This window comes from Legionella hackeliae (assembly GCF_000953655.1).
GTDB classification, from domain to species: Bacteria; Pseudomonadota; Gammaproteobacteria; order Legionellales; family Legionellaceae; genus Tatlockia; species Tatlockia hackeliae.
Genome location: NZ_LN681225.1, coordinates 594,912 through 621,565 on the forward strand (window position 1 = coordinate 594,912; position 26,654 = coordinate 621,565).

Sequence of the window (26,654 nt, forward strand, 5' to 3'; positions counted from 1 at the left end):
CACTCAAAACTTATGCTGTACTATTTAATCTAACCAAATTCTGAGCTATGGAATTTCTTGACAGGCTCAGTCAGTTCCTATAAAAGGGTGGCAATTTATATTCTCGCTGGAATTAATCCAGAATTTTATTCTGTAGTCCTGGACGTAAAATAATAATGAAAAAAGTCAGTAAAAAAATTATTTTGGGTGTTTGTTGTTCGTCAATGTTAGCTTGGTCTGTGCATGTGCAAGCCGCAGATGGGTTTATTGTACGCGACATCAAAATTACTGGTTTACAGCGCGTTAGCACAGGTACAGTATTAAATTACTTACCCGTTCAAGTTGGGGAGGAGGTGGGTCCCGCCTCCACAGCACAAATTATCAGAGCATTGTATGATACAGGATTCTTCCAAGCCGTATCTCTTGAGCGCCAGGGAAATACATTAATTGTTAATGTTGTGGAGCGAGCAACGATTGGTTCTATCACGACTGTAGGTAATAAGGAAATTCCCAGTGATAAGCTTAAAGAGTTACTGAAGCAAATGGGCTTGGTAAAAGGACGCGTTTTTCAACGTGCCTCTCTTGAGCGTTTAGAGAAGGAATTAAAGCAAGCTTACAACGCTCGTGGTAAGTATAATGCGCGAATTGAAACCGGTGTTACTTCACTCACTGAAAACCGTGTCGCGATTACGATTACTATTTCGGAAGGTCGCGTTTCTCGTATTAAAGAAATTAAATTCATTGGTAATCATGATTTCTCTAAAAGTGAATTAATGCCAGAAATGTCTTTATCCGAAAGCGGAATATTTACTTATTTCACCAAGAAAGATCAGTATTCAAAATCTGCAATGGATGCTTCTTTAGAGGCACTTCGCTCGTTCTATCTGGATAGAGGCTATCTGAAATTTACGATTGTTTCTTCGCAAGTTCTATTATCACCGGATAAGAAAGATGTATTCATTAATATTCATGTTAATGAAGGGCCTCAGTATCGATTCGCAGGTTATAGTGTTGTGGGTAAAACGATTCTGCCGAAGGAAAAGATTGACTCATTAATCCAGGTAAGGCAAGGGGATGTATTTTCACGTAAGAAAGTGACTGAAAGTATTTCGGACATCGGTTTGGCATTGGGAGATATCGGCTATGGATTCCCTGCTATTAATGCTGAGCCACGTATTGATGAAAATAATAAAACCGTGTTCATTACCTTTATTGTAGAGCCGGGTCGCCATGTGTATGTACGACGAATTAATTTCCGAGGCAACACCAAGACAGCTGACTATGTATTACGTAATGTTATTCGCCAGGATGAAGGTAGTGTACTATCGTTGCACAATATTAAAGAGTCTGAACGGCAGTTACGTCTTTTAGGCTATTTAAAAAATGTAAACGTTAAAACTACGCCTGTCCCAGGAACAAATAACCAGGTTGATTTAGATGTTGAGGTCGAAGAGGCTCCTTCAGCGGAGGCTACGGCATCTCTCGGATATGGTACTAACGGGCCACAATTTAATGCAGCGTTTAACCAACACAACTTTATGGGAACAGGTCGCTCTATTGGTGTTGGATTTAATGCCAGTTATTGGGGACAGGATTACTCGTTAAATTATTACAATCCCTTCTATACCAATACAGGGATTGGCCGCGGTCTTAACTTTTATTACCGTACCATTGACCCTAAAAAATTAGATATTTCCGCGTATTCATCTGATCAATTCGGGGTGGATGTGAATTACAACATGCTGCTTTCTGAGAAAAGTAGCTTCCAGTTTGGCTATGGTTATCAGGATTTGCGTATTAAATCTGCAGGAGCTGTGACGCAGGTTCAGAATTTTGTGAATGAATATGGACGTGATTTTCATGAAATCCGCTTAATAGCAGGTTGGAATCGTAACAGTTATGATCAAATCCCGTTCCCAACCAGAGGATTAAACCAACAAGCAAGTGTGTTAGTGGCATTACCCGCTTCATCCGATTCCTTGTCTTATTACAAAACAAGTTATCAGGCACATTTGTATCAGCCCCTGATGAAGGGATTTATTTTTACCGTATTAGGTAATGTTGGTTATGGAAATACTTTCAATAACAATGGATTACCCTTCTTTGAAAACTATTATGCAGGGGGTATTGCATCACCAGGTCAAGTTCGGGGTTATGAGAGTTATTCTTTAGGCCCACGTGATAACCATGGTAATGCAATAGGTGCTAACTTCTTAGTGAATGGCTCAGCTGGCGTAATCTTACCTTATCCATTAAGCCGAGATACTGTAAGAACAACCATTTTTGCTGATGCGGGTAACGTCTTTATCCGTGGAACACCTTCTTACTTAAGTGGTTTCGGTGAAGGCCCATTACGTTACTCTGCAGGTATTGGCGTGGAATGGCGCTCTCCGTTTGGCCCATTGGCATTCAGCGTTGCTAAGCCTTTGAACAAACAACCATGGGATGATCAACAAGTCTTCCAGTTTACCCTGTCTTCAGGCTTCTAAACTAAGACCTATCAATAGGTGGCATCTGCATCAGGTCTGATGTCACCTCATCTTGCTATACTTTGGGCATACAAAGACAGAACAGATAAAATAGGCTTTGCATATAAAATTGTTCAAAGCCTATTTAAAATGTTTGGCAATTATTGTTTTAACTCCAAAGAAGTAGACACGTCCTTGTTAGTTTGTTCTTGAGCGGGTTTCTGTTGAAATAGTGAAAAGTAATTCCTTATCTCTTTTCGTGAAATATTATCAACGGATGTTTTTTTGGCTTTATAAAATAAGTCTTTTTCTACACTCTGGGTAATATCACTTGTTTGACCCCGTGTAAGACATTTATTATATTTCCTATCCAGATCATTACATATGGCCAGAAGTTCATGCAATTTATGGGGTGACAATTCACTGTCTTTACCCCTATCTAAATAATCTAACCCCTTAGCAGCTAGCTGGCGTATACCTTTATTGTCTTCAATTTTAATAGGATCGGAAAACAGACTGATGAGACTACGTGAAATGGGTTTTACAATCCATACAAGGGGAGTTGTTGCTAATTCAATTGCCCCTTTTAAAACAGAGAAAATGCCGTCAGCAAAACGCCAGAAATCTAGTGTAAAGAAACCCACCACAATTTTAAGAAGTCCCATGAAAGTATCATTCAAACCGACGAGCGGTTGTTTAAAATCTTGCTTTAGCTGGTATTCAGATTTATACGGTTTAAAAAAATCAATAAATATCTTTCCTATCCTTGATAAAGTATATTGAATAGGTATGTAGGCAAATTGACCTAACTTAACGGGCTCATAACTTCGATGAGGATAAGGACGCCAAGCCACGCTGCTGTCAGAAGCAGCTTTCGTGTCCCGAGCAAGAAGTTTAAAATAATCCGCAATAATCTCTTTTTGAGTATCCCCATCACCAATGTCTATAGTAGACGCGTTTTTAATGTCTCGAAAAATTTTAAAACCATTCCATACTTTTCTAATGCGATAAGTACTGTAATCCTTTACTTCTTGGATTTTACTGGGAGCAAAAGTTTCCAAAAACCAGCTCTGGTAATTGGCAAGAGCAGAGGTGATTGCTTTTGCATCTGGAAGACCATTTTTAATCACCGGTTTTAAATGCTCAAAAAAGTAGGCAGTAGATTCTAGTCCAGCATTCAAACCTTTAAAGTACGATAAACCTAAGCTGGCATCCCCCCCTAAAACTAGAGCAGTGGAGCGTTCACCATCGTCGATTTTGGTATGAACTAGTTGAGCTGCATGTGTTGCTGGCGCTTCATTGACACTAACACGAATAGATTGATAAGCAATTTTTTCACCATCTTTGCATTCTCTAATTTTATGGTGGAGGTAGCGATACACAAAGGTACTAATCTCGCCTGGTAAATCATCAATAGGTTGTTCCGGGATTACTGTTCCTTCCTGATCAGGTTGATTGAAAGGTAAAATAGGGTTTTTGGACGTGGCTTTGGCTTTTAGCTGTTCAAACGCTTCTTTGGAAATCATCATTTGCATTGTGACAGGGGTTTTTCCATCGGCAAAACTACCTACATACTCATTAGCAATCAATCCTTGGCGTGCCATCTCTTGGTAAAAGGTGGTTGTGCTGAGGGAATTAGTTTTTCTCTCACCCTCTACTTCGTAGCGCAGTTGTAAAACATAATCAAATTCGTGTTTTATTTGATTATTGGGAGGGAATAAGGTTTCACTCACGGTACTATGAGTTCCATCTGCGCCAATAACTAAACGAGCATTTGGGTATTTATCGAAGATCTGTTCCTGAATAGTTTCTTTTTTAACTTCTTCAGTAACAATTTTCACCTTGGCTTCTGTAGCTAAAGTTTTAAAGATGGTTTCAAGTTCATTGGTTCGTATATGAGGGTCGGCCTTCAATCTCATAACGAGATTTTTTAAGGTATTATCCTCTGCGGTTTCAGTAGCATCCATTAAAGCTTGTAATTGCTTGTATTGCATTACAAGGGTATGTTTGCGTTGATATTCTGAGTATTTTTCCAGAACTACAATATCGAGGTTTGGATTAAGTTTTTTCATACCCCAAGCGTATGCAAGACCAATTGGTCCACCACCTACAATGACGACGTCTGTCATAAAACACCTATTTGATAAAAAACTAATCAATTATAGCATTATGTGGGCATAAAAAACAATGATTACTTGCATAGAGTTATCGCAACCTACGTTGAATTGTGCTAGCATCGGAGACTTTTAATTAGGAGATTAACGATGAAGCGTGTGAGTGGGTTTTTAGTTGCTTTTGCGTTGGTATTTTCTTGCGCAAATGCGTTTGCAGATTGGGCTAAAATTGGTGTGGTTGATTTGCAAAAAATTATGCAAACTTCCAGTCAAATGAAAGCAATTCAACAAAAATTGGAAAAAGATTTTAAACCACGTCGTGACAAGCTTGTAGCAATGGAAGACGGCTTAAAGAAAGAGATGGAAAAATTCAAGCGTGAAAGTACGGTAATGAGCCAGGCTCAAAAGAAAGAGATGGAGAGAAAAATCATTGCTACGCAACAGACGTTTGAAAGAGAAGGTCAGCAATATCAGCAAGAATTAAGCACAGCTCACAATGAAGCAATGGAAGAGCTCTACAGCAAAATTCGTAAAGCTATCAATAAAGTCGCTGAAACTGATAAATATGACTTAATTCTTCAAAAAGATGCAACACCTTTCAGTGTTTCTAAGTTAGATATTACTGATCGCGTAATGAAAGAAATCAATTAATATTTCGTGAGTGCGTATACTCTGGCCGAATTGGCTCAACACCTGGATGGCATTGTGTATGGGGATCCCATGCAACCCATTCAGGGTGTTGCCTCGTTAAGTCTCGCCCGCCCAACTGATTTATCCTGCTTTAACCATCCCGCTTTCCTGGAATCACTAAGCAAGACTCAGGCTGGAGGCGTCTTATTGACTGAAATTTCTCTTCAGTGTTGCCCTGTAAATGCCATTGTGGTGTCTGAGCCGCTCTCAAGTATGCAAGCTGCGGCAGCATTATTTATGCCCGTAGAAAAGCCTTGCACAAATATCCATTCGACTGCCCTCATCTCGGCGAGTGCCAAACTTGGTAAAGAGGTATCAGTTGGAGAAAATACAGTACTTGGTCCTGGTGTCATTCTTGGAGACAGGGTATCTGTAGGAGCCAACTGTGTGTTGGAAGAGAATGTACATGTAGGCGAGAAAACCCTTATCCATCACGCTGTTCATATACACACGAGTAGCAAGATTGGTGCAGAGGTTGTGATTGAAAGTGGCGCAATTATTGGCGCTGCTCCTTTTAATAGTGTAAAAGAACATGGACGCTGGCTTTCAGGCCGTGCAGTAGGTGGTGTGCTTATTGCTGATAGAGTGCATTTGGGGGCAAACACCGTAATCACTAGAGGGGCAATGGGTGATACCTTGATTGCGCATGGAGTTCATATCGATAATTTGGTCATGATTGCACATGATGTTATCATTGGTGCAAATTCAGCTATAGCGGGTTGTGCAGTTATTGGTGCATACGCACAACTTGGTGAGCATTGTATTGTAGGAGGGGCTAGTTGTCTTGCTCCCTACGTTCATTTAGCTGATGATGTTGTAATAACTGGTATGTCAACAGTGAATAAATCTCTGACAAAAGCTGGAATATACTCATCAGGTACGATGGTTTGCGAGCATCGACAATGGCGTCGCAATGCAGCGCGTTTTCGGCGACTTGATGACTATATTACTCGACTTATAAAACTTGAGAAAGATGAGTCACAAGTTGGTTCCGAAAATATTATTTAAAAAGAAGAATTAGTGAGATAGCGCATGAATGAAGTCATTAATATAGCTAAGATTCTCGACTTATTGCCACATCGTTATCCATTTATCCTGATTGATAGGGTGATGGAATACAAAACGTTTGAGTATTTGATTGGCGTTAAAAATGTGACAATTAATGAGCCATTTTTTATTGGACATTTTCCTGGTAACCCAATTATGCCCGGTGTGTTAATGCTTGAAGCTTTGGCGCAAGCTGCTGCTATATTGTCTAATTTATCGAGAACCCCTAAAGAAGGGCATGAATTTTTATACTTTTTTGCCGGTATTGATAAAGTAAAATTTAAGCAAATAGTCACTCCAGGTGATCAACTCCGATTGGAAGTGAAATTAATAGGGCAAAAAAGAGATTTTTGGCGCGTGAGTGGAGAGGCATTTGTTGGTGATAAACTGGCCTGCTCTGCCGATTTAATGAGTGCAGCGAAGGAAGTTAAAAAGTGATAGATGAACGAGCGATAATCCACCCTTCTGCTAAATTGGCGAAAGGGGTTTCTGTAGGTCCGGGCAGTATTATTGGTGCTGATGTAGAAATCGGCGAAAGTACTTGGATTGGTCCCTATGTAGTTATTCAAGGTCCCACTGTAATAGGTAAAAATAATAAAATTTTCCAATTCGCTTCTCTGGGGGATGAACCTCAAGACATTACTTACAAGGGTGAGCTTACACGCTTGGAGATAGGCGATAATAATATCATTCGCGAATATTGCATGATCAGTCGCGGCACAGGTAAAGGCCTGGGCTTGACAAAAATAGGTAATGGCAATTATTTCATGGCATATACTCATGTAGGACATGACTGTGTCATTGGGAATAGCAACGTTATGGTTAACCATGCAGCATTGTCAGGCCATGTTACTATGAACGATTACACCACTATAGGCGCTTATGCAGCTATTCATCAGTTTTGCCATGTGGGTTCGTATGCATTCATTGCAAGAGCAACCTATATCAGTAAAGATGTTTTACCTTATGTAATGATTGCTGGTCATACAACGTCGGCTTGCGGTATTAATACTGTTGGATTACGACGTAGAGGATTCTCTTCAACGACTATTGATCAAATACGACGCGCTTATAAAATAATTTTCCGCAAAGGTTTAACAGTCCAGCAAGCGGTTGCTGAATTAGAAATAATGCAACATGATTGTCCGGAAGTAATCCCTATGATTGATGCTTTAAATCAATCAGCAAGAGGGGTTGTGCGCTAATTATGTTGTTATCACTGCTTGCTATTGCCTGTGGTGGAGCAATGGGTGCGGTTGTACGTTTTGCTACAGTAGTGCTAATGCAAAAGGTTTTGGGTTATAACTACCCTTATGGAACTTTAGCCGTTAATTGCATCGGTTCTTTTCTGGCGGGTTTGATAATGGTGTTCCTTTTGGAGCGTGTCGCAGCTGCTGAATTTTGGCGTTTAGTTTTGGTAGTAGGATTCCTGGGGGCTTATACAACTTTCTCAAGCTATTCCTGGGAAACGTGGGTTTTATATCAAAAAGGTAATTCTCTAGCTGCATTAACCAATATTGTGTTAAACAACGTTGGTGCGTTAGTCATGGTTTTTATTGGTATCTACTTTGGTCGAGTGGTTCTCAATAAACTTATTATTTAGGATGAGCATTAGTTTGAAATAGGGTGAACTATGTTAGATTCTCAGTTGTTACGGGATAAGCCACAGTGGGTTGCAGAGCAACTACTAAAGCGTGGTTTTCATTTTGACGTCGATGCGTTTACTGCTCTTGAAGAGCGTAGAAAAACATTACAAGTAGCGACTCAGGCATTGCAAAATGAACGTAATCAACGATCGAAAGCTATCGGACAGGCAAAGGCTCGCGGTGAAGATATCGAGTCGATGAGACAAGAAGTCAATCGACTTGGAGTCGAACTTGAGAATTCAAAAACAGAACTGGATCAAGTTCTCCAAAAATTGGAAACCATGGTCCTTACCTTTCCCAATTTACCACATTCTTCCGTACCCGAAGGTAAAGATGAACAGGATAATAAAGAAGTTCGTCGCTGGGGAAACGTACCTCAGTTAGATTTTGCGGTGCAATCCCATGATGAATTAGGAGAGGCACTTGGCCAAATGGATTTTGCTTTGGCTGCAAAAATTACAGGTAGTCGTTTTGTTGTCATGAAAGCACAAATAGCAAGACTACATCGTGCTCTTATTCAATTTATGTTGGATATCCATACCGAAGAGCATGGATACCAGGAAATTTATGTCCCTTATATTGTTAATACAGACAGTTTATTAGGTACGGGACAGCTGCCTAAATTCGAGGCTGATTTATTTAAGTTAAAAGGTGATGAAAACTACTATCTCACGTCAACAGCAGAAATTCCGGTAACCAATACAGTCAGAGATACTATTTTAAATCTGGATGCTTTACCCATACGCTATGCTTGTCATTCTCCTTGTTTTCGTAGTGAAGCAGGTTCCTATGGAAAGGATACAAAAGGAATGATAAGACAGCACCAATTTGAAAAAGTTGAATTAGTATGGATTACCACGCCCGAGTCTTCTTATGAAGCATTGGAACAATTAACAAACCATGCAGAAGTTATTTTGCAACGGTTGAATTTGCCTTATCGTGTTATGAGTTTATGCACTGGTGATATGGGGGCTGGCGCTGCAAAAACCTATGATCTAGAAGTTTGGCTTCCCAGTCAGAATACATATAGAGAAATTTCATCATGCTCTAATATGGAATCTTTTCAAGCTAGACGAATGAAGGCACGCTATAGACATCCAGAAACACGTGAAACTGAATTAGTACATACTTTAAATGGTTCAGGACTTGCTGTTGGACGGACCTTAGTTGCTATTTTGGAAAATTATCAAGATAAAGAAGGGAATATTCATATCCCTGATGCGTTGAAACCTTATATGAAAGGCTTGGATATTATTAAAAAATAATATCCATACGGTCACCAAGTCCAATATGCACTGCATCTTGATATTATGTTTATGGTTATCCATAGTACTAATAAACACTTAACTTCAGATTCTCAATCTCTACTCATTCTGGTTATACTTTTTCTAAGATAAATTAAATTGATTAATAACGATGCCTTCGATTAAACGGTATGTTGTTATCCCTGATTTAGCGTTGCGTCTCAATAACAACTTTGTTCGAACTCTTGTGGAAGAGATAAAAAAAGCTACTCTTTATGGGTATTTTGAAGCTTACCCTTCCCTGGATGCGGCTAAAAAACCTAAGGAAAATTGGTTTAGCAGACGACTCTCCGTTGCAGGTATTATTGAAATAGAGGTACAAGATGAGAGTCAGTTGAGTAAGAAGGCACTGCAAGAATTCTGTAGTGATATTTTGTTATTACCGTCAGAAGCAGAGCAGGAGGGAAAACTTTCATCGTTGATTAAATCAATTTATATTAAGGGATTTTCGTTACCGTTTGATGAATTGAAACTTGAAAAAAGAGAGGCCTTGCAAATTGCTTCTTTTAATTTTAATCCTCACGACGAAAGCAAATTACAATTAAACCAACCTCCTTTACTCTATTTAAATCAGATTCCTAGAGAAATTCTTTTTTTATTATTTATTGATCATCAGTTTTTCCTTAATTTTGAGAATTGGCGTCAATATAATGCCAGAGAGCCAAAAGGAAAGGGTTGTGTGTATGATTTATTCCAAGGAATGACCTTGCTGGCGGGTCTTTGGATGACGTCTTCAAAAACCTCTCCTGTAACTATGGATAATATAAAACTATTGCATCGTGTTTTGAGCGATAGTATTTATGCTGACTCAACAGAAGACAGGCGAGGTACATTCAGAGAGGGATACAATTCGTTTCCCTTGCATGCCGATGCAGTGACGGTGGCAGGAATAAAAGAACTATTACAGCGGATCAAAACGGATAATCTGGCAGATGGCTTCAGAATAGGTCATTTTAAACGATGCTTTATTACCTCCGACTTTTGTTTCATTATGTCTACATTGATTAGAAATGAAGTAGTGGGAAGCCTGGGAGCGGATGAATATTTGGCATTAGAAAGACTGAATAAATTAAACGAGTTAAAAGACAAGGCTATTCACGAGGCAGTCCAAAAAAATAAAAATGTAACTGAAAAACAAATAGAACTAATAATTAATACTTTTTTACAGGATTTTGAACCTGATAAAAAAGTGAGTAATTCTCGTTTTTGGAGCAACTTATCCTATTATTATTCCGATTTAGCGCGAATTTTTACAAAAAGTTCCCCAAAAGCAGAGTTTGTATATGATCTTGACCATTCAAGAGACCATGCTTTAGCGAGTGCGGGTCATGTTGCTCCTACAACAGTTAATATTCATGAGTTTAATGACGAGGAATTAGATAATTTAGCAAGAAAAATCTATAGCCTAATTCAAAGCGGTGAAGAAATTCATTTATTTCCGCCAACACGTGTAATTGCCGAAGCGTGGGCTGAAAAAGCAGTTGAGCAATTTAATCGCACTATTTCTCAAGCCACATATCCTGAAACAATCATTGAAATTATTGACAACCTGGTTCATGAATTAGAAATACTCCATCTTTTTCATGATGTAAATTGCCGTACAAATTATTTATTAATGAATTTTCTATTTTTGACGCACTCCCTTAAATGGGCTACCGAGTTTAATCCTAATCGCTTGGATGCCTATAGTAGTCAAGAGCGTATAGAGCAGCATAAACAAGCTATTTTTCGCACTGACTATATCATTGCTAACAAGAAACAATGGATAAAAAGCAATGCGCAAATAGAGCTGGTGTATGCCTGTGCAAGAGCGGGAGTGCAATTATTAGATTATTCGGAGGCAAACTTACGTCACATACAAACAGACAATCAGTATTTAGAAATTTCTCAGTCATTGGTGGCTGTACTTCATTCCTTCCAAAAAATGCTTAATGACATACTCTCGGCAAAAATTAAAAAATATGATTTACAGCCTGTTATCTCTTCTGAACTTTTTGGCTTACCTCAAGAATATATTGATTTTGTTAACGCATTGAAACAATTTCAAATAGATTATGATGTGCACCATTTTCTTACGACAGTTGCCCCATTGAGTGAAAAGCCAGAGATTGCTGAGGATATTAAATCAATCCTGCATGTAGCAGGATGTAATCAGGATTGGAGTCAAAACAACCAATATGCGTCGCGTCTAAATTCTGTTGGCTAGACGAGTTTTTTTGTATTATTGATGATGATTGAATGCAGTATGTTGCCAATAAGGTTCAATGGTTTTAAAGGTTAATTCTGAGTTTAATGTTTCAAGATTAAGTCCACATTGACTTTCCATTAATTCTTTCATGCTATCCTGGAGTTTGGGGTTCTTTATCGCTGAAAGCAAATAGCTCGCATCAGTGGCATCTAATTTTCCTTGGCCATTTTCAAGACTATTCAAACAAAACATAGGATTAACACCTAAATTAAGCAGTTCTGCTGCCTCTAAAAAATGACGACCTTCACTATAACCTTGCAGTACGTAGCCAAGAGCTGTTTTAATTTCTATTTCAAGAGGTTTGCTTAATTTATCAAAATCAATAGAGAGTTGATCAAGAAGTGCTTTGACAAGACTTACATGCCCAGATTTTGCAGCAGCTCTAAGTGCAATAGGGTAAAATTTCGTACTCATGGCTAAATTTAATAACAGTTCCATATGGTTAGCACTGGCCAAACCTTTAATAATATCGGGTAGATATTTTGTGCCATTACGTGCATTTAAAGCTGCCCGAATTTGAGTTTCATCTCCTGCTAAAGCAAATCCATAAACAAGAGCGTGTTTAAGAGCTTCCTGCTTACTAAATTCAGCAATTTTTTCTTTATTACCTGCGCGCGCATAGCCTGTAACGGCATACTCAATTAATTCAGGATGAGCGTCGAGTATATTTTTCACAAGTGTGTGATGTTCTCCCCAAGCATAGCCATAGGCTGCATCAGCAAGGGCCCCCCCATCGGATATAAGTTGATCAACTTCTTCTTTCTTTCCCTCATAGGCGGTTTTGGCCGTGAGGTTTAGGCCATTGTAAAAGTAATTCAACTCATAAGAAGAAATTGTCATGATCATTATCCGTTTAGAAAGTGCCATCTTCAATATAACTCATAACTGAAGTAAAATAAAGGTTGAAAAAAACTCACAAAGGTTAATAATTTATCTTATCGAAATGATTTTTTTGTGCCTGAGTGACTTTAATTTAGACAAATTCACTCTATTTGTTAATAATGCCTTAAGTAGAATCAAGTAGAATTAGAGTTAAGTCATATTTCTAGCTATACTTTTTGATAGTTTTTTACACAATTTGTGGGGGCCTCGATGAATCCCGATAAAAAGCAGCAACAACAATTATTTACAGATTACATAGAAGAATTGTACAAAGCGGCTCAAGAACCTAAGCCTGAGAAAGAATCTTTGCGTAAACGCTATGCGACTGCATTTAAAGAAGCAATACAATTCTTGGAAAAAAATGTCGACACTGAAGTTTTTAATCTTGCTGCGATGGGTTCCGAGGTAGAAGCGACACGTCTAGCACAACAAAAATATATTACTCTCTTTCATCGTTTTTTGGATCAAACCATTGATACGAGTCATGAACCTGTTCGTTTTAATAAAGAGTTTGCATTTGGGATTAAAGCTTATCTATTAGATCCTGAACTTAAAATAAAAGATCGTGTTTTGGTTTATGAGGCACCAAATCAATTGGGAATCAGGGAAAAATATACCCGAGGAATTTTAAACGGAAAACATTGGGTTACCGACTTAGACTTAAAGCGCATGCTGGAAGCAATGGGGCTTGATCAAAAAGTAAGTATTGTACCTCTTTCTATTCAAAGTATTGCTGCAACTTTGGATTTGGCAAAAAAGGATATTGAAGCAAAGAGAACTGAGAAGACTATTGAAGTAACAACAGAGACAGGAACCCATTATATCATTCCTTTAATCATCAACTGCGGTGATAGTCACTGGATTTCAGCCCGAGTATTTTATAGCCCTACTAGTGGGGAAGTTAGCTACCAAATTGAAGATAGTGTTGGTTTGTCTCAAGAAACACGAAAAAAATATCAAGAAACTATCGAGGCCGCTATCGATAGTCAAGATAGTTTCCACCCGGCCTTTAAAGAAAGAACACTTGTCACTGAAGAGGGACATCATGTTCCTGCTAGCAGCATTACTGGAAATCATTCACAAACTGATTCCTATTCTTGTGGTTATCGAGCGTTACACGCTTTATTACAGAACGCTGACGTCCGTGGTAATAACCTGCAAGCATCGAGCTATGCTAGTTTAGATAAAACAAATAGTGAAACTTTAGTTAAGCATTTTTTCCAAATACAGCTTGAGAGCTTTAATATCCCTGTCGATATTTACAATATTTTTGCGAAGCATCAACAGTTTAAAAAGCCACTAGTTAAAGATGCGGAGCTTGTTACAGTTGATGATATTGAACTACAGAGATTTATAGAAAAGTTAGAGGCTGCTCCTGTACAACAAACCATCATTAGTGAAGCAGTGACTAAAGGGATTGGATCCTACTCAGCGGGACAAGAACTTTTAAGTTTTCCGATAGGGGCTAAAAGCGACGATTTAGATGCCATTCAATATGAACATTTCTTTACTGAACTCAGTAATGACGTTTTCAAGACTGCTTCTATTGTTCCGGTACTGCGCTTAAGTCATGCTGACAGCGAAGCATTAAAGGGCTTAAACAGTTTCGTGGCAGTGTCTGATTCTGCAATCCCTTTCCGCACATTACAAATTAACGTCGATATTGGTGAGAAAGAGACTGAAGGTTTTGTAAGACACCTCGAACTAGCCTTAAAAAATTTATCAAGACAAAATTTGGTTCGCTTGACGATTGATGATCCTCAAGGACGTTTGCAGGAAAAAGATTATAAACAACTCAAAGATTTCGTAGTAAAAGAAAAAATTGCTATAAAAATTGATCTTCCAGAACAATTTAAAGCCCATAATTTACAACGGCAATTTGATGCGGCTACAGCAATTAATTTACGTGAAAAAAACAGCGAGACTCTAGTTACTTCTTTAAGTAAGGAAAAACTGGTTGCTAAAGAGAAAAAAGACCGCCCTGTTCGCGCGCGTCCTGATGTCGATTTTACTAAAGCGATTAATACTGATGTTGAATTGCAAAAAGGTGTTGAGGAAAGCGTAATAGTTGATCCTTTTGTAACGAAAACTGAAAAATCAAAGCAATACACGGAGATTAATCGGGTAACACACGATGATTTAAGATTAGCTTTAGCCTCTGAAGATCCAGCGGCTTTCAATATTTTTGCAAAGGTAGCTCGCGGACTCACCAAAAAAGAATTTGTTGATTACTGGCATACACTTAGCGCGAATATTGCTAACTCAAAAGTAGGAACAAAATTTGGGGAACAATTGTTTCATGTTAATCCTCAATTTGCTGGATTCACTGATACAGCATTGGAACAATTAATACAATTCAAAAAATATTTCCAGAAAGGTAATGGTATTAATATTGACCAGTTACCTCAAGGCTTTGTATTAATTTCCGATCCGAAAAATCCCCAGGCCACGTTACTTCACTACGATCCTGCTAGCACAATTAAAGGTAGTTTTGCACCTGCATTGGTTGAACCTAAGAAAGAGGCTGTTTTAAGTATCGACGTAGTCGAGTCAGCATTGGCGAAGCTCGCCTCCGAGCACCCCCTTAAAGCTTTATGGCAATCTTTACAAAAGGAAGAACAGTATTCCCAAAAGGATAGTGAAATTTTTCGTAAATTCCTTCCTCAGTTAATGACACTGGAAGTTGAAAAAATCAATGAGCTTGTTGAATTATGTGTTGATGTTGAGAACTTTGATTATGACAAATTACAATTTATTTTCGAACATTTAGAGCAAGCAAGGAATTCTTACTCTGATAATTATGATGAAGATCATGAGAACTCATTAATTTCTATTGACTGGATGCTTGATGAAAATAGATTTCTGTCGGTTGCAGGTAGAAGAAGTTTTGTTACTTTAGCGAAGACGATTGCCGACAATAAAGGAAAACAAGCCTCAGAAACGCATCCTCTTTTTACGGTATTAGAGCAGGAAGAACAAAGTAGTTTACGTGCCAGACTTTGGATGTCTGTTGAAGAATTGCACCTAAGCAATGATTCATTGAATGAAATACTGCGTTTGTATGATAAATACGGTACGGGTGGCATAGAGAAACTGTTAAAGAAATGGGATGATATCGTAGCAACGCCGGGTATGTCTGACGCCTTGTTTTTATCAATTGCGCAAAATAGTACAAATTATGAAAGTCTTTTATTAAACGATCGAATCTTGGATGCTGCAAAAACAATTGGCGCATTTGGTAAAGAGCAACGACAATGGTGGGATAAGTTATACGAAGCCCATGTTCCAAAAGAAGATGATTTCTTATCAGTTTACAATAGTTTTACTGCCTTTTCGTCAGCGATTGCACAGCATGGCTTAACGTTCTATTCAATCGATTTTAAGAAATATTTCCAGGATAATAAAAAAAGCGGAGTACTATTTAAAGGTATCGGTAATCTACCCGCTACTGTCGGTAGAATACTGAGTATCTTAAGTCTTTGTGATACCTCTCGTAAGTGGGATAATAAGAGTGACAGGGCTGCACAATGGGAGGTTATGAGTGAAATCGATCTCTCTTCTGAGGGGGCCTTACGAGCATTAAATTTTGCAAAAGGTCAACCTCGGGCATGTGGCTTTGTAATCCCACAAATGGATATCGATCCTGACAAAGAGCTGACCCTGAATTTATACGACGGCAACTATAAGTGGGATTCCTCTACCGAAGTTACGAATAGTAAAGAGATCAATAAATTTTTTTATGGTTATCTTGCTTATCAGGAACATCGTTTTGCCTTGGATTTTTATAAGGAAGCAAAGAAAAAAGTTGATGATGCTTTTCCCGGTGAACATTTTAATTCGACAAGAACAAAATTGTATTCCCTACTACTTGCTTCTACCACCGGAGATAATTATAAGTTCTATGCACAGACACCAGAAATGGCAATGGAGCAATGGAAGAATATTATCAACGAAATTAAGGATGTAAAAGCTTCGTTATCTCAAGTAGTCCGGCAAGTACAAGAGCAGGCTGTCGACGAACTTTACAAATTAGGAAAAATACCTGCATTGCCTGTTCTATCCCGATTGACCACGCTATCGATGGCTCCATTTCATGATATTAGTCTTGCTGGGGAAACAGTCGGTCAAGTTAAAAAGCTTTTTGGTGGGAAGGAAAGCCAGCTGGAAGAAGAAGCTAAAAAATTACTCGAATGCAATAAACGATTAAAATCCTTACTTTATTCTTTCGGAGATAATATCTATCTCGGTATGAAATTTTACGACGATAATGATTATAAACCCGTTGATAATAAGTCATTATTCGTACGTCATCTTGAAGTCAGTGAAAAAATTGCAGAGACTAATTTCGCGTTTAGCGGGACTTTGGATTCTCATTCTAGAGAGTTTCAATTTTTAATGCAGGAGCATGTGAGTACATTTCATATTACACCTGATGATGTCAAACAACTGGCCTCTGCTGTTAAGTTTGCAATAAATAATAAATTTTCTCCTGACACCTATCCAGAAGGTCATGAAAAAGCTGGGTTAAAAGTACCGCAATTAAGTCGACAAGGTCGCTCAGGATTACTGTTTGCAACAGATAGACAGGGAGCTCAGATTAGTTCTATTTCCTATCTATATCCTGGTAATTACCCCGAGGAAAAAAAGAGAGGAACGGAAATACCTGGTTTTCTCAAAGCAGAATTAAGGGAAATGTTTGTTTACCCTGAAAGCCATATAAACAAAGGGCAAATAATACCTGTAGATGAAGTTTCTACGATTGATGACGCGGTAAAAGTCCGGGGTTATGTCTATCCTCAGGGGCATGAGTTAGCAGGTCAAGTCGTATCAGGAAGTGAGTTAGTTAAAGTCAAACAACTACCACCGGATGTTAGTAATATTGAAGCAGAATTAAGAGAAATCTATGTTTACCCTGAAACCGATGAAAAGAAAGGCGAAAGAATACCGGAAAATGTAGATGTGTCCTCTATTCCTGATGCCGAAAAAATGTGGGGTTATGTCTATCCAGCAGGACATGAATTAGCTGGCCAACTATTACCAGACATTGAGTTAGTAAAAGAAAGAAAGGATCTACGAGCGGCTCCGATAGTCGCAGAATTAAGGAAGATGTATTTTTACCCTGAAACCCATGAAAATAAAGGCGTTAGAATACCTGATGGTGTGGATGTGTCTACCATTCCAGGTGCGGTGAGAGCCTGGGTGCATGTTTACCCTAAAGGACATGAATTAGCAGGTCAAATACTTTCTGAAAATAGATTGATTATTGAAGAGGAACCACTACCAGAGCCTCCAGTTGTAGGAGCGCTTAAAGAAGTCTATTTTTATCCAGCGAATTATTCTGAAGTAAGTAAGCGAAATCAGCCAATTCCTTCCGGTGAAGAGCTTCCTGTTGGTGCCGTATTAAAGGTCGCTTATTTTTATATTGATTCTGATAAAAAAGCAGAACAAATTATAGAAGGTGGAGCCTTTGACGTTAAAGAAGTAAAAGTTAATTACCGTTATCCTGCAGAACATAAAAATAGTGACAAAAACGTTGATCCAGTCATTGCTGAATTTAGACGCAGTGTTTATCCAGAAGGACATCCTCGAGCTGGCCATTTTTGTCCATTTGTTTTTTCAGATGAGAATAGAGGAGAAGAGAACAATAATGATTACGCGAATGTCCTCGTTAATTACGGAATAAACCTCCTTAGAGATATCAACAATATAGGGAAGGCTGGCACAAAAGAGCGATTGAAGGCAAAAGATTTGCAGCAATTCATTTTTACTTTAGGTGATAAAGTATATGAGCTCATCCCTGCAATAAAAAATGAAGTCGCGCTTCACGAAGGGGCATTCAATGACGAACGTCAGCGACTTAACTCGGAGATTCGGGCAAGGAAAACTAGTCTTCAAGAAGAGCTAAAAGCTAAAGCTGAAACAATAGATGAAGAGTATATGACTCAGTATAGCGAAAAAATGTTGAAGCTGGAAGCTGAAGCGGAGGAAGTTAGTGAGAGATACTCACACAGAAAACTGATTGAGAACATCTTTGAAGCAAATCCAGACTATAAAAATGCTCTACTTGACTTCGTTGAATCGCGCATGAAAGCGCATTTTCCAGTGGATTATTTTAAAAATAAACGAGCTACAAAAGCTACACCACAAGTGGAACTCGAGATCAATACTCGATTTAAAGAGGATAAAGAGGCTCGAGAACTTGTACAAAAGATCCAGACAAGTTACAGCAAAGAAGATGCGGAGAAACAGGTTAAACTTATTATGCAATTGCATGCTGCTGGTGGTGATTTAACGCCTGTAGCTAGATTAGACCTATTTAAACTCTTGCAACAGCCAAAACTAACAGAGGCAAGTCTCGATGAGTATTTGGCATTGTTGGATGCCATTAATAACAGAGGCTCAAGTAGTTTCATTTACTTTTTACAAGTGGCCGATAGATTTCCACATCAGCCGATTGCAAATTTAACCGAAAAAGCGACTTACTTTTTAACCAAGGCTCTTCCTCAAATTCGTGAGATTAAAACGAATGACATTGGCGAAGTTGAGCTTGCTAATTTGGCTGTTGATGTGGTCTTAGCAGCTAATCCTAATGAGTTGCAACAAGAATTTGATATTAAGCCGCTATTAGTCGATGCATTGACTCGATTAAAATCCGCTCTTGAAGGTACTGATTTATCTAAGATTGAAGAGGCGATTAACAATTTAGCGATCTATCGACCTGATTTAAAAGAGATCTTGGATCTAAGGCAACATCTTGAATGGCTGCAAAAGAAGGAAACGGAACCCTACGTTATAACGCCTGAACAACGAATTATAAAAGAAAAACCGGCAAAAACGATTATTTCCTCTGTTGCAACTGAGCTCGCTAAGGCTGCTGGTAAAACCGTATTCAATGGTGCAAAAAGGTTTGGTAAATGGCTTTGGGGAAGTTCGAAGGAAACTGTTACTCCAAGAGAGAATATTCCTCCTAAGCAAGAGAGTCCTACTACTGAAGCTAAAGAAACAGGGACAAGAACTGATGGGGAAGACGATCAAGATGTAACTATAATTCCTGCTCAAATGGGTGTGAAAGACATCGTAAAAGAACCCAATCGTGAGTTGTTTAAAAATGTATCTAACGTGTTGGATACTTTAATTAGTAGTTCAAAATCCTATACTTTTGCTCTGGCTGAAACGTTCGGCTTAATTAAAGAGTTAATTAACAGTAACCCAAGTGCCAAATCGCAGATTTTAGCACAGTGTCGCCATTATCTGAGTTTTAATACAACAGATGGCTCGCAAATTATAGCTGCGTTCAACAATATCCACCTGTTGAAAACCGAGTTTGAAGCACTCAACGATCAAAATCTCGTTATCAGTTTATGCGAACATTTTGGTGCAGTCGCTAAGAAACCTGAGTTGGGAGCATTAAAAGATAAAAATCGTGTAAAAACTGATTATCGCGATTTATTTGCTATTCTCAGTGGTCAAACAATCAAGAAAGGTGAGCACGAGTATTCATTTACTGCTTTCCCTAAATTAGATGAGAACAACCCAGGTGCTAAAAAGCAGATTTTAACGGTTGTCACCGCTCTATTAAATAACAACAAACCTTGTTCTCTTCGAGATATTGAAGGTCTGATTTCAAGATGTGCGGATGAAAAAACAGGCGTACTTTACAAGCAAACAATTGAGAAAGTATTCGCCAATGCGCCATACCCTTCCTTCGAGCAGGTTAATTCTTGGTTTGATGATGCTGTTAACAATATACCTGCAGAAAATCTTGTCAGTAATATTGTCTTTGAATACAACCGTTGGAGTCGCGAGCCTGTACAACGAGAAGAGGGCGTCAATGGCTTTGATCTTAAAAAAGCAAGAGAGCAGGTCAAAAAGTTAAAAGGCATTCATTATACTGAGAATGATCTGAAGCAATTAGATGCAGAGGTTAACGGTGATGCGGGTGTCAAACATTTAGATACTGCTCAGTTAATCGAGGAAATTAAACAAATTCGCTCTGATGCTGATTTACAGAAAGCGAACCGTAAAGATCCTTCCCGATTAGTCGCTTTAACTGCGGAATTGCTATATCGCACCAAAGGTCTTGAGGCTGTGGGTGAGGGTAAAACTCGCAAATGGGGTCGCTCCTTTGAAATTAATACAACCCAATACCTCGCTATCCACTCTATGTTAAAAGCAGGTGGGCACGTAACAAGTCAAATTGGTACAGGTGAGGGTAAGTCTCGTATAATGATGATCTCTCTTGCCTGTCAATATGCTTTAGGGAACACGGTAGATTTCGTTACCGCCGATGTGTCTTTAGCAACTCGAGATTACCTTGAATTCCAGGCATTCTTTAAATCATTTGGGGCTGAAACTCGTTTAATTAAATCAGATATGCCTCCAGAAGAATATATATTGGATGGCGGTATTCATTTTTCAGACCCAACGAATTTGAGTCTCTTTCGCAACAAAGCACGTAGTGAAGGCAAATTGAGTTTAGTCATTGAAGCCGATCCCAAAAAGCGCGCTCTAATGTTGGATGAGGCGGATAAAACGTATTTTGACTGTGCGAATACTCGATTTAATTATTCCGCACAAGCCAATCCTGAAACACGAGGAATGGAATGGATTTATCCGTTGTTGGTTGATTTCTTTAGTCAAGAAGGTAATGAAGCACTATTTAAAAAAGATGCTGATCGATGTAATGAAGCATTCATCAACTTTGCTCGAGGCAAATTAATAGACCATCCTGAGTGGATGGCACGCCTTGAGTTTAATAAAGACATGCCAAGACCAGTTGTCTCCAAGAACCAATTGGAAGCTTGGCAATTCGCAGCCCTGCAGGCTTTGCATCTGGAATTAGGCAATCAATTTACCATCATTAAAGATGTTACTGTGCAAACCAAACATGGTACTCAGTTTGTAAACCAAGCACAATTACGTTCTGATGGTCGTGCAAGTGGTGCCGCCAAATTCTCCTTTGGTGTTCATCAATGCTTGCATGCTCGATTAAATATGGTTAGGTCAGGTTTATTACCACGTGATCCTTTAAAAGAAAAGGTGAATCAAAAGGTCTATCCAACACCATTCTATATCGATCCTGAAACGCAAATCGTCTATTCGTCGACTAGTAAGTCCCTGCTGGATGAGTATGAAGAAGGCGAAATGTTGGCTGTCACAGGTACCGCTGGTTCTGTTCAAGAAAAAGAAGAAGCAAGACAGGCTTATGCACAAAAAGTTAGAAATAAACATGGAGAGCTTGTAGAAACTAAGTCGATGACGTTCCTTGATGTGCCTAGGCACCGTGGTCAGCAACGGATTGATTTTCCAGTTGCACTGACTAACAATAAAACTGCTCAGCAACAAAAAATTCTAAAGTCCATTATCGCGGCGATTGAAAATGACCAACCCATTCTTTTGGTTTGTGAAGACGATAATGAGAGTGCAGCACTTTATAAATTCCTGGAAGAAAATTTAACCGATACCCAAAAGCAAAAATTAAAACGTATCAGTGCTGAAACTCCTCTTGAGGAAGAACTGGCCCATGTTAAAGATGGAGCAGGTCAGCCAGGTGCGATTACTGTTTCAACCGCTATGCTTGGTAGAGGTACGGATATTGAGCTTCATGGTGAGGCTATAAAGAAAGGACTCAAAGTGATTGGTACTTATCTCCCTCGAGTACGCGATTTCTGGCAAATTATTGGTCGTGCTGGTCGCTTTGGTGCTGAAGGGGATTCTCAATTAATTTTAGATATTGAACGTGAAGGCGAACGAATCCAGAAATTCTTAGGTCTTAAGAGTATTCCTTTGGAGCTTTATACAGCAACGCACGATTACCTGGAGCTTTTACAAGCAAGAATGGATGTTTTTGAGCAGAAACAGCGTCTCATCAAAGATGTCGTTAATGACTTTAGACTCGAGTTAACAAAAGAGTTTTTTGACGAGTTTAAAGCCTCGCTCGCCGCAGGTTATAACACGGATGAGGTTCTTGTACCCTGGCAACAATTTGTTGATAAAGGTGATAAATTATGGAATCAATTGTTGCCAAAAATTCAAGCTCAGTTGGAGAAAGAGCCAATTAACATAGAGCAAATCAATGGTGATTTGCAAAACTATCAAGTTGCTCTGCAATCAGAATGGACAAATATGAAAGCTGATCTCCAGGCAAGATTTGAGGCGGGTAAAGTGAATAAAGCACAGCCTCAAGACAAAGTTAAGGTGGGCAAATTGCGAGTAGAGCTTTCTAGACTTAGTCTTCCTGAGAACGTTATAGCATTGCTTACTCGGCAAGTACAGAAAACGGTTCTACAAACACCAATTGCCAAGACCTATGATCCTGCCTATGTTGGTCGCGCTGTTATCTATGAAAGCAAATGGGACAGTTTCAAAGCATTTTTCAAAAACTTTGCCGCTGCCTGGAGAGGCGAAGGGATCTGGTTTCCCAACTTCAAAGCATGGCGTAATGGTAATATGAGTACATCCCAATTTTTCTTTGGGTCTTGGGGATCCCCATTGGTTTCTCCTAAAGCTCCAGAAGCAGCTGAAACAAGTGCTAAAACTTCTAATGCTATCCCAAGGACTGTAGTAGTGACGGAACATAATGAAGAGCGACCCAGCGTTACTGAGGTACCTTTTGGCAGCAGTTATAGTAAGATAATGGAAGTAGATGGGTTAAAACCCAGGAACGACGTCCCAGGCTCTGTGTCTTCTTCTGCAAATGTTAACGATGAAGAGGATACACTTGATCACCCCTCAACTAAAGAGGCTGATGAAGAGACCCGTCCACAGAGTGAAGGTACTCTCCAAGAGGAGATAAACGTTACTAACACTTCTACCATGTGAAAGTCGACCTAAGATTCAAAGCATTTGCATTAATTCCTGTCTAACTTCGAGCTGGGCTTGGTCGGAGTGACAGGAATTGAACCTGCGACCCCTGCCTCCCGAAGGCAGTGCTCTACCAGGCTGAGCTACACTCCGATTAATGATCACGCTTGATGGCAAAAAGGGCTAACTCTTCAAGAGCCTCTTTATAAACTGAAGCAGGCAAGCATTGTAAAGCAGTGAGTGCTCTATCGACCTCGAGTGCAGCGTAGTTTCGAGTAAACTCTATTGCTTTTGTGTCTTCTATAGCGGCCAAAATTTCTGATAAATTCTGCAAGCTACCTTCTTTAATACTATTTTTAATTAATTTTTGCTGAGAAGTATTGCCATGCTGTAATGCATGCAGCAAAGGTAAAGTGGCTTTACCGTCTGCCAAATCATCGCCTATATTTTTGCCAATAGTTTTAGCATCAGAACAATAATCTAAAGCATCATCAATGAGTTGAAAAGCATTTCCCAAATGCAGTCCGTAATCATAAAGTCCTTGTTCTATTTTTTCACCAGCTTGGCTCAAATGTGCTCCAATTGCGGCTGACGCAGCAAATAACAGGGCTGTTTTAGCACGAATTACATCGAGGTATTCATCAATAGTTAATTCAATATTGTGTCGATTGACAAGCTGTTTAACTTCACCACAGCTTATTTCATGAGAAGTATTCGCTAATAAACGCAAGATTTGAAAATTATTAACATTTACCATCAATTGAACGGATTGAGTAAATAAATAGTCTCCAACCAGGATGCTCGCTTTGCTACCCCAAATTTCATTGGCTGTTTCTCGACCACGACGTAAAGTGGACTCATCAACAACATCATCATGTAATAACGTAGCTGTATGAAAAAATTCAACCATGGCAGCAAGGGCAATATGATCATTTCCCTGATAACCGCATGCATGGCTTGCTAAAAGTACTAATAGAGGACGTAAGCGTTTGCCACCACTTTGCACAATATGATGCGCTAAATCGTCAATCAAACCAATTTGAGACTGAATTTTATCAATAATTAGTGCATTGACTTCTTCAAAATCTGCATTAACTAATTCACGTAAACGGGCAACCGTCATTACTTATCCTCTAAGATAGAATTTATGCATGCTAAGGGGGGCATAAAATAATGTCAAGTTTACCTAAAAGTGAGGAAGACTAAAAGCGTAGTATGTTAAGCATCTACCTCGCCTCACGGTAATTCATACTCTAAAGTCCTGCGGTAGTCTATATCCCACGCTTCACAGCTTGTCCATGGAGCCAGCGCGGAGCCATCGTAGACCCCGCGGACAAGCCTCGGGGCGTAGGTATAAAGATGGGGCGTAAGTATATAAGATGGGGCGGAGGTATAGATGAGGTGTAGGTATATTATGGGGACGGGGGTATAAGATGGGGCATAGGTATAAGATAAGTTGTCACAATTTATCTGTAGGTGAACTCTTACTCTAGACCACGACAATTCGTGTCTTCCCGTGGTAATCCCTACTCTAAGTTCACGTAATCTATATCCTACGTCCCGCGGCTTGTCCTCGGGATCCAGTACGGAGCCATCGTTAAACCCCGCGGACAAGCCGCGGTGCGTAGGGCCAATTAGGGTAAGGTACAAAAAACCGCGGGCTTAGGTAATAACAAAGGACCTTTCTACAAACGGCTTAAGCTAGTTAGACGTTAAAGCGAAAATGCATGACATCCCCGTCACAAACGATGTAGTCTTTACCCTCAAGACGCAATTTTCCTGCTTCTTTTGCTCCTTGCTCTCCACGATGTGCAATAAATGCGTCATAAGCAATAACTTCGGCACGTATAAAGCCTTTTTCAAAGTCAGTATGAATAACACCTGCGGCTTGAGGGGCTGTGGCACCTTTAGGAATGGTCCAGGCGCGTACCTCTTTGACTCCGGCGGTAAAATAAGTTTGAAGGCCTAATAAGTCATACCCTGCGCGAATTACACGATTCAAACCAGGCTCATCTAGACCAAGATCAGCCATGAACTCTCTGCGATCTTCCTCGTCTAAGTCCATGAGTTCAGCTTCTGTTGCAGCGCAGAGGGCGACAACTTTGGCGTTCTCTTCCGCAGCAAGCTTGGTGACTTGATCTAAAAACGGGTTGTTGGCATAACCATTATCATCGACGTTGGCAATATAAAGTACAGGTTTTGCAGTCAATAAAAACAAGCGACGAGCAATAATCTCTTCTTCACTGCTTAAATCCAATGTTCTTACCAGTTTTCCTGCATCAAGATGTTGTTTTATTTTTTCCAATGTTTGCTTTTCAAAAAGAGCTTCTTTATTGCCGCTCCTGCTGTTTTTGGCGGCTTTCATTAATGCTTTGTCAACAGTTTCCATATCCGCTAAAGCAAGCTCTGTATTGATAACTTCAATGTCACTAATTGGGTCAACTTTACCCTCGACATGAATGATATCAGTATTTTCAAAGCAACGAACGACATGAGCTATTGCATCGGTTTCACGAATATTCGCTAAAAACTGGTTTCCTAAACCCTCACCACTGGCAGCACCTTTAACCAAACCGGCAATATCAACGAACTGCATGGTTGTAGGGAGCGTTTGTTGTGGATTTACTATTTCTGCTAAAGCATCGAGCCTTGGATCAGGAACAGTGACAATACCAACATTCGGTTCAATCGTGCAGAAAGGGTAGTTGGACGCTTCAATACCCGCTTTGGTTAAGACATTGAACAATGTTGACTTACCCACGTTAGGTAAGCCCACAATTCCACATTTAAATCCCATATTTTTTACCTCGGTTAGTAATCCAGGTGGAGAGTCATATTAACTATCCAAACGATTATCCATTAATTAAATTCATTGCGGCAGCGATAGTGCCCGTTAAAACAGTTGGCATCGCTGCAATTCCTCTTTCTATAGCGTCAAATATTAATTGTCTATCTTGTTGTGATGGCTTGCCTAACACATAATTTAATACCATATCTTTATGTCCTGGATGGCCAATACCAATTCTTAAACGATGGAAATTGGTAGTTCCTAACTGGGTAATGATGTCCCGTAATCCATTATGACCGCCATGCCCACCCCCTGTTTTCATTTTGATACGGCCAGCAGGCAAATCAAGCTCATCATGAACGACAAGAATTTCATCGGCTTCAATGCGATAAAATTGGCCTACTTCTCTCGTAGGCATACCGCTATGGTTCATAAAAGTGAGCGGGAGCACGGTTTTACAGGGAGTATTTTTAATCTCAAAATTAGCTAATTCACAATTTAATTTTTTTTCTACTTTAAATGAAGCACCGTGATGACGAGTTAATGCTTCAACAAACCATCCTCCGGCATTGTGTCGTGTATGCTCATAGGCAGAACCTGGGTTACGTAACCCAATGATAAGTTTAATTGCCATGATGGTATTCTATATAATGTATATGATTAACTTGGAAAGATTTATTGCTGT

14 protein-coding genes and 1 tRNA gene are annotated in these 26,654 nt (G+C 39.3%); 9 read left to right on the forward strand and 6 right to left on the reverse strand.

Translation table 11 applies throughout. The features are described from left to right. The first annotated feature begins 155 nt into the window (after window positions 1-155). Window positions 156-2,468, forward strand: a complete 2,313-nt coding sequence (bamA, locus tag LHA_RS02795; RefSeq protein ID WP_045105184.1) for an outer membrane protein assembly factor BamA — start codon at window positions 156-158, stop codon at window positions 2,466-2,468. Between the two features lie 140 nt (window positions 2,469-2,608). On the opposite strand, the gene LHA_RS02800 is transcribed toward bamA, so the two are convergent. Beyond that, a complete protein-coding gene (locus LHA_RS02800; protein WP_052673564.1) occupies window positions 2,609-4,576 on the reverse strand; it encodes an FAD-dependent monooxygenase family protein in 1,968 nt (655 codons plus the stop codon). A gap of 135 nt (window positions 4,577-4,711) precedes the next feature. On the opposite strand from LHA_RS02800, the gene LHA_RS02805 reads away from it, so the two are divergent. The 7 genes from LHA_RS02805 (at window position 4,712) to LHA_RS02835 (ending at window position 11,454) form a co-directional block, all read left to right on the forward strand. Further along, window positions 4,712-5,212 carry an OmpH family outer membrane protein gene (locus LHA_RS02805; protein ID WP_045105185.1) on the forward strand — a complete coding sequence of 167 codons (501 nt, stop codon included), beginning with the start codon at window positions 4,712-4,714 and terminating at the stop codon, window positions 5,210-5,212. Between the two features lie 6 nt (window positions 5,213-5,218). Next, window positions 5,219-6,259 carry a UDP-3-O-(3-hydroxymyristoyl)glucosamine N-acyltransferase gene (gene lpxD / locus LHA_RS02810; RefSeq protein WP_082060267.1) on the forward strand — a complete coding sequence of 347 codons (1,041 nt, stop codon included), beginning with the start codon at window positions 5,219-5,221 and terminating at the stop codon, window positions 6,257-6,259. Window positions 6,260-6,283: 24 nt separating this feature from the next. Then, window positions 6,284-6,736 (forward strand): 3-hydroxyacyl-ACP dehydratase FabZ, encoded by a 453-nt coding sequence (fabZ, locus tag LHA_RS02815; protein ID WP_045105186.1) that lies wholly within the window; start codon window positions 6,284-6,286, stop codon window positions 6,734-6,736. Then, complete coding sequence (gene lpxA / locus LHA_RS02820) at window positions 6,733-7,503, forward strand: acyl-ACP--UDP-N-acetylglucosamine O-acyltransferase (RefSeq protein ID WP_045105187.1); 771 nt, start codon at window positions 6,733-6,735, stop codon at window positions 7,501-7,503. Before fabZ ends, lpxA begins: the two co-directional genes overlap by 4 nt. 2 nt (window positions 7,504-7,505) lie before the next feature. After that, window positions 7,506-7,901, forward strand: a complete 396-nt coding sequence (gene crcB / locus LHA_RS02825) for a fluoride efflux transporter CrcB (RefSeq protein WP_231861966.1) — start codon at window positions 7,506-7,508, stop codon at window positions 7,899-7,901. Window positions 7,902-7,931: 30 nt separating this feature from the next. Then, the gene (serS, locus tag LHA_RS02830; protein ID WP_045105189.1) at window positions 7,932-9,209 is read left to right on the forward strand and encodes a serine--tRNA ligase; all 1,278 of its coding nucleotides are present in this window, start codon (window positions 7,932-7,934) and stop codon (window positions 9,207-9,209) included. A 151-nt stretch (window positions 9,210-9,360) separates the two neighbouring features. After that, a complete protein-coding gene (locus LHA_RS02835) occupies window positions 9,361-11,454 on the forward strand; it encodes a hypothetical protein (protein ID WP_045105190.1) in 2,094 nt (697 codons plus the stop codon). A 15-nt stretch (window positions 11,455-11,469) separates the two neighbouring features. Here the strand turns inward: LHA_RS02835 and LHA_RS02840 are convergent, their stop codons facing one another. After that, window positions 11,470-12,336: a hypothetical protein gene (locus LHA_RS02840; protein ID WP_045105191.1), complete on the reverse strand. Its 867-nt coding sequence runs from the start codon at window positions 12,334-12,336 to the stop codon at window positions 11,470-11,472. Window positions 12,337-12,588: 252 nt separating this feature from the next. On the opposite strand from LHA_RS02840, the gene LHA_RS02845 reads away from it, so the two are divergent. Continuing rightward, window positions 12,589-23,199 carry a preprotein translocase subunit SecA gene (locus LHA_RS02845; RefSeq protein ID WP_045105192.1) on the forward strand — a complete coding sequence of 3,537 codons (10,611 nt, stop codon included), beginning with the start codon at window positions 12,589-12,591 and terminating at the stop codon, window positions 23,197-23,199. A 58-nt stretch (window positions 23,200-23,257) separates the two neighbouring features. Here the strand turns inward: LHA_RS02845 and LHA_RS02850 are convergent. From LHA_RS02850 to pth, 4 genes are all read right to left on the reverse strand, one after another. Beyond that, window positions 23,258-23,334 (reverse strand) — tRNA-Pro (locus LHA_RS02850). A gap of 1 nt (window position 23,335) precedes the next feature. Continuing rightward, entirely contained in the window at window positions 23,336-24,304 is a 969-nt protein-coding gene (locus tag LHA_RS02855) for a polyprenyl synthetase family protein (protein WP_045105193.1), read from the reverse strand. A gap of 582 nt (window positions 24,305-24,886) precedes the next feature. Continuing rightward, window positions 24,887-25,978 carry a redox-regulated ATPase YchF gene (gene ychF / locus LHA_RS02860; protein WP_045105194.1) on the reverse strand — a complete coding sequence of 364 codons (1,092 nt, stop codon included), beginning with the start codon at window positions 25,976-25,978 and terminating at the stop codon, window positions 24,887-24,889. 55 nt (window positions 25,979-26,033) lie between these two features. Beyond that, entirely contained in the window at window positions 26,034-26,603 is a 570-nt protein-coding gene (gene pth, locus LHA_RS02865; RefSeq protein ID WP_045105195.1) for an aminoacyl-tRNA hydrolase, read from the reverse strand. Window positions 26,604-26,654 lie beyond the last annotated feature (51 nt).

Bases quoted from the DNA above. Each gene is read 5' to 3' on its own strand.
- bamA (WP_045105184.1), top strand. From the start codon at position 156: ATGAAAAAAGTCAGTAAAAAAATTATTTTGGGTGTTTGTTGTTCGTCA.
- LHA_RS02800 (WP_052673564.1), bottom strand. From the start codon at position 4,576: ATGACAGACGTCGTCATTGTAGGTGGTGGACCAATTGGTCTTGCATAC.
- LHA_RS02805 (WP_045105185.1), top strand. From the start codon at position 4,712: ATGAAGCGTGTGAGTGGGTTTTTAGTTGCTTTTGCGTTGGTATTTTCT.
- fabZ (WP_045105186.1), top strand. From the start codon at position 6,284: ATGAATGAAGTCATTAATATAGCTAAGATTCTCGACTTATTGCCACAT.
- crcB (WP_231861966.1), top strand. From the start codon at position 7,506: ATGTTGTTATCACTGCTTGCTATTGCCTGTGGTGGAGCAATGGGTGCG.
- serS (WP_045105189.1), top strand. From the start codon at position 7,932: ATGTTAGATTCTCAGTTGTTACGGGATAAGCCACAGTGGGTTGCAGAG.
- LHA_RS02835 (WP_045105190.1), top strand. From the start codon at position 9,361: ATGCCTTCGATTAAACGGTATGTTGTTATCCCTGATTTAGCGTTGCGT.
- LHA_RS02840 (WP_045105191.1), bottom strand. From the start codon at position 12,336: ATGACAATTTCTTCTTATGAGTTGAATTACTTTTACAATGGCCTAAAC.
- LHA_RS02845 (WP_045105192.1), top strand. From the start codon at position 12,589: ATGAATCCCGATAAAAAGCAGCAACAACAATTATTTACAGATTACATA.
- LHA_RS02855 (WP_045105193.1), bottom strand. From the start codon at position 24,304: ATGACGGTTGCCCGTTTACGTGAATTAGTTAATGCAGATTTTGAAGAA.
- ychF (WP_045105194.1), bottom strand. From the start codon at position 25,978: ATGGGATTTAAATGTGGAATTGTGGGCTTACCTAACGTGGGTAAGTCA.
- pth (WP_045105195.1), bottom strand. From the start codon at position 26,603: ATGGCAATTAAACTTATCATTGGGTTACGTAACCCAGGTTCTGCCTAT.